Source organism: Stieleria marina (genome assembly GCA_007741555.1).
Taxonomy (GTDB): domain Bacteria; phylum Planctomycetota; class Planctomycetia; order Pirellulales; family Pirellulaceae; genus K23-9.
The window spans coordinates 3,159,773-3,173,033 of record CP036526.1 but is presented as its reverse complement, the minus strand read 5'-3'; the positions used below and the strand labels follow the sequence as shown (position 1 = coordinate 3,173,033).

Genomic DNA, 13,261 nt, shown 5'->3' with positions numbered 1-13,261 from the left:
TATTCGTCACAAATACACAAGATACGGACGGAGGCCCCAACTGAATCTCCCCCAGGGTGCCCAGCTCACCACATCCCATCACACGAAGGGGCACGCACGTGTGGTTGGATATGAGATGTGGTGAGTCAGGCACTCTTATCGGACGGATCGAGCGAAGCGAGCAAGCCGGCGGCGAAACGTCCGATCTAACGCGGCAGATTGATATAGACGCAAGTCACTGTACTTTTGTTCCCTGTGCTTAAATTGACCAGCAAAACTTTGCGGAACGCTGCCTGCAACTTATTACGCGGTGAAACCTCCGGTGTGACACAGACTTTCTCCGAATTTTCGACACAATCTCGATGTCTCTCGCAAAACACCGCAAACACCCCCAGTCGCCCACCACCCCGTCGCGAGACAATGGGTCTTCTGCGGACTCTTGCAAAAGCGTGTTGGGTTTGCGTCTTGGAGGGGACGCCCTTAGCTCCAAGAACGGATTCGACGATGTCTCACTAAGAAGAATGGATGTTCACCTGCCCGATGACGCAATCGCGCCATCCGCATCATTGCTATTCAACACGCACTTATCCCTGGAAACATAAGAATGAAAATCAACGGATTGAATCGACACATTGCCAGCAACCTCCTGATGCTGGGGTTAGTTTCCTGCGTCTTAACCGGATGCGCGACCACCAAAACGTCCAACACCGCGCGGACCGGCAACGAACAAATCTTGATCTCGTCAGCGATCGATCGTGCGATGTCCAACGTTCGGTTCAACGACTTCGCCAACTACACCGTTTTTGTTGACGACAAGTTTCTAGCCAGCGCGGTCGACAAGGGATATTTGGTCGGCGAAATTCGACACAAAGTACTTCAGGGTGGCGGACGGCTAGCGACCAAAGTGGAAGACGCTGACATCGTCCTGGAACCTCGCAGCGGCGGCGTCGGGACCGATAGCGAAGAAGCCTACATCGGTATTCCCGCAATCGGTTTTCCAGGCCTGCCAATCGAGTTGCCCGAGATAAAGTTCGCTCAGCGATCGACGCAAATGGGCACGGCCAAGATTGGCTTGGTCGCTTATGACGCCAAGACGGGCGCGTCTTTGGGGCGTGGCGGAACTGCCACCGCGTTGACCCATGCTAACGACACGTATGTTCTTGGCGTGGGGCCGTTTCGCAGCGGAAGCGTCGTCGACACTCGAGAAAAAGCCGTCGGATTCGATGGCGTTGGTGGCAGCCTGATCGGCAGTGGCGAACGATACGCACGTCGCTCACCCGTGCTGATGATCGAAAACAAACTGCCGATTCCCGCGCCGCCTACTGCTGCACCGCCAGCTACAAACAACACCAACGTCGTCAACTTGCAAACGCAGCCACTGATGCGTCCCGCGAGCGCAGTGATCAACAAGTAAACCGATCGCTGAGACAATCCGATTACACTTTGATAGACTACGCCACAGAATTTCTTCTGTGTGCGTTTTCAACGAGGTCTTTTTGGCGTGATCGATTTATCCGGAAAAGTAGTGGCAGTCACCGGTGGCGGAACCGGTATTGGTGCCGGCATTGCACGTATCTTGGCCGAATCAGGCTGCCGCGTGACCGTGGGTGGACGTCGTAGCGAACCGCTGGACGTCTTGGCCAAGTCCATCACCAGCGAGCATCCGCTGCGAACGCACACGATTGACGTAGCCGAACCGGACAGCATCGAAGCTTTCTTTGCCTACGTTCATCAGAACGTTGGCGAGGTCGACATTCTGGTCAACAGCGCGGGAATCAATATTCAAAATCGCACGATGGCTGCGATGGATCCCGACGACTGGGAGCGTGTCTTAAAAATCAATGCCAGCGGTGCATATCGCTGCATGCACCAAGTTTTGCCGGCGATGCGCAAACGACAAGACGGACTGATCATCAACATTTCGTCAGTCGCGGGCAAACGCGCGATCTCGCTCGGTGGCGTCGTCTACTGTGCCAGCAAATTCGCAATGACAGCTCTGGGCACAGCGGTGTCCAATGAAGTCCGAAACGAAGGTGTTCGTATCACCAATGTGTATCCGGGCGAAGTCAACACGCCGATCCTAGACAACCGCCCGACGCCCGTGTCCCAGGAGCACAAAGATTCGATCCTTCAGCCCGAAGACATCGCTGGCGTGGTCTTGTCGATTTGCAAACTGCCGCCTCGCGCCAACGTGCCCGAAATCGTTATCAAACCGACTACGCAAGAGTGGGTTTGACCCTCGCCAAGGTCTGTGATGCATAACGAAGAGCCAGACGATCACGAACAAGACTCCGAAGAGCAAGACTCCGAAGAGCTAGACGCCGACGAACACGACGATGATGAGCTGACGGAGTTGTCGCTTGACAACTTGGGTGCCGCCTACGCCAAGGCGGCTGCCGAGCACGATCCCGAATCGTTTGTGCATGTCGCCGAAGAAACGCCCGAAGCCGAGGACGACGATTCGGCGGCGGCCCCTGTCGACTTCGAGGACGAAGAAGAAGGTGTCGCGACTCCCGAGTCGATCGTCGAAGCCTCGCTGTTTGTTGGACACCCTGAGAATAAGTCGTTTAGCGAAGAACGTCTCGCGTCTTTGATGCGTGACGTCACGCCAGAAGAAGTGATCGAGATCATCGATGGACTGAACAGTTCTTATCGCGAAGCGGAACAGGGAATCCGAATTGTTCGCGACGACCACGGTTATCGAATGACGATCGCCCCGGCGGTCGAAAAGGTGCGGCGATCGTTTTTGGGCAAAGTGCGCGAAGCAAAATTGAGCCAAGCGGCAATAGAGGTTCTCGCTTTGGTCGCGTACCAACCAGGCGTCACGACGCAGATTGTGCAAGATCAGCGAGGACGCGAAAGTGGGTCGTTGCTGAATCAATTGGTGCGCCGCCGCCTATTAGAAATGCGACGAGAAAAACCGGCCGATGGCGGCCGCGCTGTTCCACATTACTACCCGACCGAGCGATTCTTGCAGCTATTCGGGCTGGAGACTTTAGAAGACTTGCCACACGTCGAAGAAGGCATTCGCGATTCGCTTTGACCTGCAGCGCAGTTGTCCGTCACGCACTCGGCGCTACGCGGCTGATCGACGCAAACTTTCTGCGGCGTACTCAATCTGCCGTCCCGTGATTTGTTCTGCTTGCTGCTCGGCTCCCAATTGGATTGCACATTGCGCAATGCGAACGATGGATCGGATGCGTCCTCCGCTTTGTTGATGCAGCGAATTGATTGCGTCAGACGAAAACGGCTTCTTGCGGCAACCGGCGGCTTGCATCGAATGTTCGACAAATGCCGTGGTTCCTGAAAGAGTCAACGCGTCCAACGTAGTCTCAGCTATCCGCTTGCCCAAGCTCTTGATAACCAACCGGTGCAGCCGTGGTGTGATGTTTGCAATCACCGTCAAAGACCTGCAGATTCTGCTGGCTTGGACAATCGCGTCGGCCGAATGTTTTCCCAGCCCATCAACCAACCAAACCGTGCGAATCGATTGCTTGTCAAGCTGTTCGATGGCGTTGGCAACCGCGGGCAATGCATCGCGCCGAACCGTGATCCCCATCGACTTGGCTAGATCACCATGAACATGCTGGATGCTCGATCGACGACCGCTCGTGATCGTGACCGCGGCGGCACAATCGTCGAACCCATGGCTTTTGGCGACGTGAGTAAACAGCCGAGTCGCGCCACAGCCGCTCGCTGCCGTGATCAATCCAATTCGATCTCTTGAAACGACTAAATCTTGGATCCAAGCCAACGTTTGATGCTGCGGATCCCCTCGAAAAAAGAAATGCGACGCTTCTGGCCCGAACGGCGGTTCGCGAAACGACCAGTAGCGAAGGTATTGCATTTTGTTTCCAACGTGAAAAGCGTTCAGTCGATTGTAGCAACTCGATGAAGCATCCAGAGCTTTCGGAGATTGATCGTACCGAACGCCCCATGTTGCACCCGTGTTGCCGACGGTGGCGACGTTTTGCCGATAGCAAATCCAGACGACTTGATCTAACAGAATCAATCGGTTGATCATGCGAGCAACTTGATTGATGCTACCAACGCCGGAAAAGCTCGCCGTGCAGCCAGCACCGGCCCCACCTGCCGCCTTGATTGATAGCGAAGCTTGATTGATAGCCAAGACTGACGAATGCATTTTTTGCCAAGCCTTGTCAAAACTTGCTGAACCGCTTGCTGTGCGATCCCAGTTCACGCCCCTGACGCTCTCTACTGCCGACGCCCCCTAGTACATTGCCGCGGGCGAAAATTAGATTGACTCGCGATGCTACAATTCGCTCAGCAGGCCAGCATCAAAGCGACTCGGCGCGTTTCGTCCGCGATCGCAGACCTTCAAACGAAACTTCAATAAAACACTCGTCCATCCCTTTGCACCGTTCCAATTCAACCGATCCGTGACTCGCCGCTATTACCTCTCTGACTTGCCGCCCGTCGCTGCTCTTGCCGTGTTGCCGAATTCGGAATCGCAGCACGCCATCAAAGTGATGCGGATTCAAGTTGGAGAAACCGTCGAACTGTTTGATGGCCGCGGCACGCAAGCCGATGCGACCGTCGTCAGCGTGACACGCAAAGAATGCAGTGTGCGAATCGAACATTCATCGTCGGTCGATCGCGAGCCTAATCGAGAGCTGACTTTTGCGATCGCTCTGCCTAAGCCCGACCGATGCCGCGAACTGATCGAAAGACTGACCGAATTGGGCGTCCAGCGCGTCGTACCAATCGTCGCCGTCCGCACTCAGCGCGGACCGTCAGAGAACCTGATCGGCAAGCTTCGTCGCGCCGTGATCGAGGCCTGCAAACAATCCGGCCGGAACGTCCTGATGGAGATTACCGAACCGATGTCTCTTGCAGAGTATGTTGACCAACCAGACTCGACGCCTGCAATAGACTCGACGCCTGCAAAATGGATCGCCCATCCCGACGGACCGATTTTGGATTTCACTCAAATCGTTTCGATCGACTCCGCATCACTGCTGATCGGGCCCGAGGGCGGATGGACCGAAGAAGAAATCAACATCGCGTTGGATGCCGGTTTCAAAAAAGTCGGATTGGGCAAACGCATCTACCGCATCGAAACCGCCGCCGTCTACTTGGCCGCGCGACTGGTCGACCATTGATGGCCAACAAGAACAACGTTGGGGCGTTTCTTAACAAAACAACGTCCGTTCAGACGGGCTGCAAATGAGCTGCACTGCGATCGATTCCCCCACTGTTGAGGATGTCTTTCCAGTAACGATGGCTACCCCAACAAGACACGCGTTGCCAGCGTTTCGCCGGCTCACTTGCGAACAAAGAGTGCCTTAGTCGGTTCTTTGATTGCCGTTTCCGGTGCGCCACTTTTCTTTTGGTGCGATCGCTACCGTTGTAACCACCTAAAGGGAAAGTTCCTGGCGGCGAATTCCACGGTGGGTGAACTGGTGTCGGCAGCTGGTATCTTTGGGATCTCATGAAGCCGAAGTTTTGTGTCGCTAGCTGATAGGAAAAGTAATATGTCGTTGATTCGTGAAGAGTCCAAATTGCAACAACGCTTGGGCTGGGACAGACATCTCGCAAACGATCCAGGAGAACGTCAAAACCTGCGTCATTACCTGACACTGCAACTTGCTTCGGCCGGATTGATGGCGCCCGAAGGCGACGACACTGACGAATCAATCACCGCTTTCTCCAGCGGTATTCTGCAGACTCTGCGCGAAAAGAATCGTCTGCTGGCCGACTACCGCGCTCCCGTTGATTCACGCATCGAATCGTTCCTGAATCGTTACTTCGAAAACGAAACCGGCGATGAACCGCTGCGTTTGCCAAGTGGCTCGCTGACTTTGGATCGCCACGGGATGGCTCGCGAGTTGAGCTTGCCCGTCAACGGTCATGAGTTCAAAAACGACTTGGTCGAATCGTTTCGCTGCTTCAATGGCGTGCTGAACAACCCACGTGCTGACCGCCGCACCACGGCCGGAACGTTTCATGTTGTCACGGGCGGCCTGCCTGTCCCCGGGGACAAACGGATCGTACCTAAAAACGTATTCGTCGAATTGTTTCGCAGGGCGATGAATCCGCCCAAAGATCTACAACTATTGCCGTACACGAGTGCTTCGTCCAATCCGGCGCACACTTGGGTGTCGCTGCTGCTGCGTCCGATCGTTTGCCCGGCCGTGCCAGGTTTTTGCGAAGAGAAATCGTTGGAGACACGGTTCTTTGCTCCGGGAAATCTGGTCAGCAACCTGGACTTTGTCGAATCGATTTTTGGAAATGCAGGCGACGCGTTAATCGCCGAAAACGACGCGGGTTTGGATGTCCGTTCTTGGAGTGGACACACAGGCTGCGTGATCTTGGCAACTCATTTGACTGAGTACACCAAGAAAGAACTGGGGCTCCCCCACTGGGACGATGCCACCGAACGTCAACGTCGTGATTCGATGTGTTGGAAAGACGAATCAGAAAAATACAATGACGGTGGCGCGTTCAAACTGACCTGCCGCGATGACAACGGCGTGATCGTGACGCTGATTGCCGACAACTACTACGGCTACTGCAAAAAAGAAGTCAAAACGCAAATCAGCTACGCCGCCAACTTGATGGGTGGCGCCGAAGAAGAACACGCTGGCGGTGCCCTGGCGTTTGCGTCGTATTCGCTGGGCGAAGATTTCCAAGTCGATTCGCGGCGATACAACCAACGTACCTTCGAGGATGTGGCTCGCGACTACGCGTCGTTTGTCGACGTCCAAAGCGATGGATATGGAATCGACAAATCCGACCCTACCGTGTTTTACATTCCCGAAAATGCCAAAGTTACGTTGCGTGAGCGATGCATCAAATGGGTCCATGATGGCAGCGAACGTCGCATCGCCTTGTCGCCCAAAAATGTCTACATCGCACCCAGCGGTTACAAAATCCAATTAGAAAAGCACCCTTCGGCCCCGTCGTGGCGTTTGGTCGGAACGGTTGGCGAAGGCGTTTTCTGTCACAAACCTTGTACTGTTAGTGGTGGCGGGAAAAGTGAAATCAGTAAGAGTCTGCGTGACTACATGTTGTACGGTCCCATTTTTGTGGGCGACCACGAAAAAGACTACGCGATGTTGGATCAGATTTTTGAAAAGTCTTACCAAGATCGTTGGTCATCTAACTTCAAAGGCCGGACCGATTACACCGACCAGCCAAGTCGCGGCGTCCTGGACCCGAGTCGTTCACTGGGCAGCGTAATCAAACTGCTAACGCCGTCGCCCGAGTACAACGACGCCTACAATCAGTGGCTCGCAGAGATCCCTGAGCACGTCTATTCCATGGCGTTGATCATCAAACGCTTCACCCGTCCTGGCATGGAAGGAAATTGGAGAGACTACTTCAACGTCGATATCGTCAACGGTTCGCCCGGCCACGAACTTAAACTCGGCACGCGAGGACTTGTCGGAACCTACCTTCGCGTCGGTCTTGACGATTCCAATTGGCGGACATTTAAACTGCGACAAGACTTCATTGCGGCCGCCAAGGTCCAGCGCGAAGACGACATCAGTTGCAGTGTCGTGGTTCCTCGAGCAGCCCTGGACCAAGTTGGGCCGGGCGTTCTGGAAGTCGATAGCTACAAGTTTGTCGAAAACTGCGAGTATCGTCTTTTCCAGCGTCCTGACGATGCAGTGCATCGTGGCTTGGACAAACAGACGGAATCGGATCTGTCCAAACCCGGAAATTTCATCAGCAACTTTCAGCCCCTGGCGATCGAAGAAGTTCGCAAGATCATCGACGACGCAATCGAATTTGATAAGTTCACCGGGCCCATCGCTGAGATGCTTTTGGACGCCGCCAAACGAGACGAAGGTTTCGTCGTCAGCACCGCCGACCCGCGGATCATCAATGGTCAGCGAACAACGAATCCGCGGTACCTGCAAGACCGCCCGGACATGGTCAACTACCGTAACACGTATGTCGCCAACCGAGGCATGCAACTTCATCGTGGGTTGCCAGCGGATTCACCAGTGCATGCCCCCGTCGGCGCCGTGCTTGGCGGACGACGCAACAATCCGCCTGACCCAGCGGCAGGGCACCGTTCATTGGCTGTGTACTCGCCACTGCACTATCAGGAATTGCCTGAACTGGTCATGGACTACGTGTGTTCGTTGACCGGCAAGAGCCCCAGTACGACCGGTGCTGGAAGCGAAGGCGCACTGACCAAAGCGCCCTTCAATGCTTTGATGCCATCGATCGACATGAACAACGCGATCGTGTCGATGATTTTGACCGAACTGGGCGGGTTCAGTACGGCCGCCGGTCACATCGGACCACGCTACCAAGTCGGTCACGACATTTCGCTGCTGATTCCCGAAGTCTGGTGCCGGATGGGGCCCCAAGAACGTGACCCCAACACGCTAATCGCCGAAGGCATGCTGGAAAAAATCGAAGACTACCAGCACAACGGCCAAACGATCCCAGCAAGTCGACTTGGTTATCGCATCACGCGAAAGTTCGTGCGAACCTATCTCGCTCGTGTCTTTGACAATCCGTCGAAAGTGTTTACCGAAGAGCTCCTGAAGCCGGAAAAGCAGGATCCCGAATCGTTTGCCGATGGTGTTCTTTACATCGCCGAAGCACAGCAGCGAGTCGCCAAAACCTACTTCGACGACGGCGGATACGAACTCGCCTGCCCACCACTGCAAGCCATTTTGAACATCATGGCCACCGGCGAGCACAATGGCAAAACGATCGACGCTCCCGAAGTAAGAGCGTTGTTTACGCGAGAGTCGCTCATCGAAAGCGATTGGTATAAACGTCGCCTCTCCGAGAAAAAGTTTCGCGACATCGATCACTGGAAAGCCTTTGAAGATCGAATCACCGCACAAATCGAGTCCAGTTCGAGCGGTGCCGATAAAACCGCTCTGCAGGAAAGCCTGCAATTCGCTCAGCAAATGCGTGCCAATGCGGAATCGCCGAACTACGAGCAAGAGCTAGTCGGAACCCTGGGCGCTGACCCAATGCGTCCTTCAACCAAAGACGCAACCTTGGTCGATCGCCTCGCCAGCGCTCAGTAGGTAGACGCTGTTCCAATCGGTAGCTCAGCTTGCAATATCGCTTACTGCGTTCCTTACGCAATCTAAAGACGCGACTTGCAGGTTGAGGCAGGGTGGATATCGATGCCGCGAAATTCGTGGCATATCAACGAATGTTGCCATTGGTTTGCCAACCGTACTGCCAAGAAATGCCGATTTATACTTGCCCCCCTGCAAACAGATCGCATCCCATCGGTGCGACTGAAAATGCAAACTCAGGAACCCCATCTCGGCGGACGGACTTTGGCATTCGCAGAGCCAGGAGTCGATCACAGTACTGAGCATTTGGTCTCAGTTACAACCCTGAGTAGCCATCGATTTCCACCGCGACGCTGACTAACGTGAAGAACGACAGCGACCGAATCCTCTCTCTACTCCCACCAGTTAGTCCGCAACACTCGTCTCGAAAGCTATGAAATTTCGATCTCCTGGGTGGGGCATTGGCTGGTTTACCGCATTGCTGGTCATAGCTGCACCAGCGGTAGCCTACGGGTCGTTTTCGACCGGCTCCACCTTCTTTGGCGTCTTTTGGCTTTCCGTGGGTGTGTTCGCCGCACTCACATGGTTTCGACAACGATGGGCAGCGATTCCGTTAATCGTCTACTTTTTACTCGCACTAACAACCGTCTCCGTCGCCTTCGCATTGAAAGGTTTCTCAGTTTCCTTGCTTGGCAAATTCCTTTTCTCTTGCAGTTGCATTTGCGAACTATTTGCTTGGTACCGAAAAAAGCCTGAAGATCGTGAATTCGACGAACTCAAAGCAAAAGATGGTGACGCCTGGAATTCTTGATCTGCATTCTTGCGATGGCAGCTTTTGTCCCAGTGTGTTTGGCTGGCTCTGGAACATGTTGATGACCGCTATCGAAGGCGAGATGGTTGATCACTTCGATTCGTGCGCATCTGTATCCGAAGTTTGCGGAATCAGAAACCGCAGATGATGCGCTGCATGACATGAGTGGATCTGCAAAATCCTCGCACGCGGCAGCCGACCAAATGCAGGATGCGGCGTGTACTGGCCATCGTAGGACTTCAAACGCGCGACACTCTTTGCAAAAGCGTTCACCTCGACCTCATCGACCAAACCGTCGGCTGGCACAAATAGCGAAGCGGTGCGAATCCCTCGCGGCGAATCACCGCTCAGCAATTTTGGCAGCAACCACCGCCGCATCGCGGGACGCAAAAACGCGAACAACGACATCCACCCGGGATACCCATCCACGCTTGGGTCTTGCACCAATCGCAAGTGCTGGCAGACCTGCGCGAGCGACCAGTTGCCTTGCCGCACATACCCCGACTCCAGCAAGTGCTGAGCATCGCGCACTGCTTCGTCCAGATCAGCGAACCTCAACTTTCGCAAACCGGAATCATCTGGATCAAAGCCGACTGTGTTTTCCGGGGCACTCTGGTTCGCAATTTGACGTTCTGATTCCGCATCTGCGAGGAATTCTTCATAGAGAGCGTTCAGTTCAAAAACGTCAATCAACTCTTGCGGCACACCTTCTTCGATCGGCGGACGGTCGAGCGTGAATTCACATTCTTGGTGGCTGGATTCTGTCGCGATGCCACAAAAACAGTTCCCCGGTTCGCAATACAAAAGCCGGAAGCGAAATCCGTAAACCCGTGCCCCATGTTGCAATGCGCCCACTGGCGGCGAGTAGTCGGTCGGAAAAACCACTCGCATCTCGTGATTGCTCACGTGGTCGAATTGAAACGAAACATCACTGCGGCACCCCCAATTATCCAGTCGCCAATAGTACGACTTTGGTTCGTTGGGCAACTGTGGCAAAACTTCGATTTCCAACTCTTCCACGTTCTCTGGCATTGGACATAGAAACTGTAGAAATCCGGTGCTGGCATCAGCGGCCGCTTCGCCAACACTCTTGAGTATCCGTGGATCATCGCTGCTAATTGTTAGCCGGTTCTTGCAGAGAGCTGCCATTAAAGATTTACGACATAGAGTAAAGCGACCGCGAAAAGGCAGACTTAATTGTAGGCAGATTCGTCTCCACTCACGAGCCATTCACTTTCTGCAAAGTAGGCACCTGAACAACACCGACGCGAACGACTTTTGATGCGGCAACAGGACGAAGATCACATGGTAACGCATACATTCGGCGCTAGATGTATTCGGGGCGAGACGGAAACCTGTTGGCTTACTCGTTCAACTTTGCCAAGGCTGATATCATCTTGTTCCACCCAGTTTGAGTGCGTAACCCTTTCAGAGAATTTGCTCATGTGTGATCAAGATCATTTTGAAGACGATTTGAAAAAGTACTCGCGTCGAGACTTTCACGCGTTCGCGGCAGCAGCGGGCGTTGGTGCTGCCATGATGTTGCCACGCGCGGCCGACGCCGCTGAAGTTAGCGAGAACGACGTCACGATTGAAACTCCCGACGGACAATGCGACGCTTTTTTTGTCACACCAACGGATGGCACACATGCTGCCGTACTGATCTGGCCAGACATCTTTGGCTTGCGGCCGGCATTTCGCCAAATGGGCAAGCGTCTTGCGGAATCGGGATACAGTGTCTTGGTTGTCAATCCGTTTTATCGAACTCAGAAAGCACCGACCGCAACCAAGGGAGCAAACACGCCAATCACAGACGTCATCCCACTGGCTCGTTCACTGGACGCAAACAAAAACAAAGTGGACGCAAAGGCATTCATCGCCTGGCTGGATCAGCAGCCCCAAGTGGACAAGAAAAAGAAAATGGGAACGACCGGCTACTGCATGGGCGGCCCAATCGTGATGCGAACTGCCGCAGCCGTGCCCGATCGCGTCGGCGCGGCCGCTACATTTCACGGCGGGGGCCTGGTGACTGACAAACCAGACAGCCCTCATTTGCTGATCCCGGAAATGAAAGCTCAATTCCTGATCGCGATTGCCGAAAACGACGACCAACGCGATCCCGAATCGAAAACGACCCTGAAATCATCGTTCGGCGACGCCGACCTGTCGGCCGAGATCGAGGTGTATCCAGCCGGACACGGTTGGTGCCCGCCCGACACCAAAGTCTACAATCAAGAGCAGTCCGAAAAAGCGTGGAAAAGAATGCTGGTGCTATTCCAGAACGCGCTCGCCTAATTTGCATTGTGTGAATCAACCATTGCGAATTCGCGATGGTTGACCACACAATGCCTTACTCAAGGCGATCCCGTCATTCCTAAAAGGAAAGAATCAGTCCCAACTGAGACTGCCAGCGGATTGGTATTCCGTGACTCGAGTCTCGAAGAAGTTCTTTTCTTTTGCCAGGTCCATCGTCTCGCTCATCCATGGAAAGGGGTTCGCAGATCCGTACTGCATCGGCAAACCGATTCTTTCCAGGCGACGATCGGCGATGTGCTGGACGTAATCGCGAAACAGGTCTTCGTTGAGTCCCATGATGCCACCGGGCAAACAATCCCCGGCATATGCGAGCTCGAGTTCAACGGCTTGTTTCACTCGGTCAACCATCGCCTGCTGGAACTCCGGCGTCCATAAATGCGGGTTCTCTGACTTAATACCGTTGATCAGATCGATGCCGAAATTCAGATGCGTCGTTTCATCGCGAAGGATGTATTGAAACTGCTCGCCAACCCCCGTCATCAGGTTGCGGCGATGAAACGAAAGCATCATCACAAATCCGGTGTAGAAAAACACTCCTTCCATGATCAGGTAGTAGCCGATCAAATTCTTCAGAAACGCCTGGGCTCCCTCGTCGGTCTCCGTTGAAAACTCGGGGGACATGACTTCAGCAGTCAGCTCCGTTTCAAACGCGTCTTTCTGCGCAATCGAAGGCACTTCGTGGTACATATTGAAAACCTCGCCCTCATCCAGACCAAGCGAATCAACGATGTACAAAAACGTATGCGAGTGAACTGCTTCCTCGAATGCCTGTCGCAAAAGATACTGTCGACATTCGGCATTGGTGACGTGTTTGAAAATCGCCAACACCAAGTTGTTGCCGACTAGGCTTTCGGCCGTGGAGAAAAAACCTAGATTGCGCATGACGACGCGGCGTTCCGCATCGGTCAATCGGTCACTTCGCCACGTTTCGATGTCCTTGGTCATCGGCACTTCGGTCGGCATCCAATGATTGGCGCATCCGTTTTGATAATGCTCCCAAGCCCAGTTGTACTTCAGTGGCATCAGCTGATTAACGTCAACTTGATTGCAATTGATCAGTCGTTTGTCCGACGCGTCAAAGCGTCGAGGAGCGGAAGTGTTGGTCGTTTCGAAGGAGATCGACATAAATACGTCC

The 13,261-nt window shown here is 54.0% G+C and carries 9 protein-coding genes; 6 read left to right on the top strand and 3 right to left on the bottom strand.

What is annotated here, in order from left to right:
* Positions 1 to 583 precede the first annotated feature (583 nt).
* The 3 genes from K239x_RS11030 to K239x_RS11020 all read left to right on the top strand — a co-directional run bounded on the left by K239x_RS11030 (position 584) and on the right by K239x_RS11020 (position 3,022).
* Positions 584 to 1,393 (top strand): DUF6655 family protein, encoded by an 810-nt coding sequence (locus K239x_RS11030; protein ID WP_145417888.1) that lies wholly within the window; start codon positions 584 to 586, stop codon positions 1,391 to 1,393.
* Positions 1,394 to 1,483: 90 nt separating this feature from the next.
* The gene (locus K239x_RS11025; protein WP_145422309.1) at positions 1,484 to 2,215 is read left to right on the top strand and encodes an SDR family oxidoreductase; all 732 of its coding nucleotides are present in this window, start codon (positions 1,484 to 1,486) and stop codon (positions 2,213 to 2,215) included.
* A gap of 18 nt (positions 2,216 to 2,233) precedes the next feature.
* A complete protein-coding gene (locus K239x_RS11020) occupies positions 2,234 to 3,022 on the top strand; it encodes an SMC-Scp complex subunit ScpB (protein WP_145417886.1) in 789 nt (262 codons plus the stop codon).
* Positions 3,023 to 3,055: 33 nt separating this feature from the next.
* Here the strand turns inward: K239x_RS11020 and K239x_RS11015 are convergent, their stop codons facing one another.
* Positions 3,056 to 4,123: a hypothetical protein gene (locus K239x_RS11015; protein WP_145417884.1), complete on the bottom strand. Its 1,068-nt coding sequence runs from the start codon at positions 4,121 to 4,123 to the stop codon at positions 3,056 to 3,058.
* Between the two features lie 256 nt (positions 4,124 to 4,379).
* Here K239x_RS11015 and K239x_RS11010 point away from each other — a divergent pair, with 256 nt between their 5' ends.
* Positions 4,380 to 5,102 (top strand): RsmE family RNA methyltransferase, encoded by a 723-nt coding sequence (locus K239x_RS11010; RefSeq protein ID WP_145417882.1) that lies wholly within the window; start codon positions 4,380 to 4,382, stop codon positions 5,100 to 5,102.
* A 372-nt stretch (positions 5,103 to 5,474) separates the two neighbouring features.
* The gene (locus tag K239x_RS11005; protein WP_145417880.1) at positions 5,475 to 9,002 is read left to right on the top strand and encodes a PPi-type phosphoenolpyruvate carboxykinase family protein; all 3,528 of its coding nucleotides are present in this window, start codon (positions 5,475 to 5,477) and stop codon (positions 9,000 to 9,002) included.
* A gap of 898 nt (positions 9,003 to 9,900) precedes the next feature.
* Here the strand turns inward: K239x_RS11005 and K239x_RS11000 are convergent.
* Positions 9,901 to 10,368 carry a DUF1569 domain-containing protein gene (locus K239x_RS11000; RefSeq protein WP_145422308.1) on the bottom strand — a complete coding sequence of 156 codons (468 nt, stop codon included), beginning with the start codon at positions 10,366 to 10,368 and terminating at the stop codon, positions 9,901 to 9,903.
* Between the two features lie 885 nt (positions 10,369 to 11,253).
* Between K239x_RS11000 and K239x_RS10995 the strand changes: the two genes are divergently transcribed.
* Entirely contained in the window at positions 11,254 to 12,105 is an 852-nt protein-coding gene (locus tag K239x_RS10995) for a dienelactone hydrolase family protein (RefSeq protein WP_145417878.1), read from the top strand.
* 93 nt (positions 12,106 to 12,198) lie between these two features.
* On the opposite strand, the gene K239x_RS10990 is transcribed toward K239x_RS10995, so the two are convergent.
* Complete coding sequence (locus tag K239x_RS10990) at positions 12,199 to 13,251, bottom strand: ribonucleotide-diphosphate reductase subunit beta (RefSeq protein ID WP_145417876.1); 1,053 nt, start codon at positions 13,249 to 13,251, stop codon at positions 12,199 to 12,201.
* Positions 13,252 to 13,261: the final 10 nt, after the last annotated feature.

Coding starts and splice junctions, on each gene's coding strand:
- K239x_RS11030 (WP_145417888.1), top strand. CDS start 584: ATGAAAATCAACGGATTGAATCGACACATTGCCAGCAACCTCCTGATG.
- K239x_RS11020 (WP_145417886.1), top strand. CDS start 2,234: ATGCATAACGAAGAGCCAGACGATCACGAACAAGACTCCGAAGAGCAA.
- K239x_RS11015 (WP_145417884.1), bottom strand. CDS start 4,123: ATGCATTCGTCAGTCTTGGCTATCAATCAAGCTTCGCTATCAATCAAG.
- K239x_RS11005 (WP_145417880.1), top strand. CDS start 5,475: ATGTCGTTGATTCGTGAAGAGTCCAAATTGCAACAACGCTTGGGCTGG.
- K239x_RS10995 (WP_145417878.1), top strand. CDS start 11,254: ATGTGTGATCAAGATCATTTTGAAGACGATTTGAAAAAGTACTCGCGT.
- K239x_RS10990 (WP_145417876.1), bottom strand. CDS start 13,251: ATGTCGATCTCCTTCGAAACGACCAACACTTCCGCTCCTCGACGCTTT.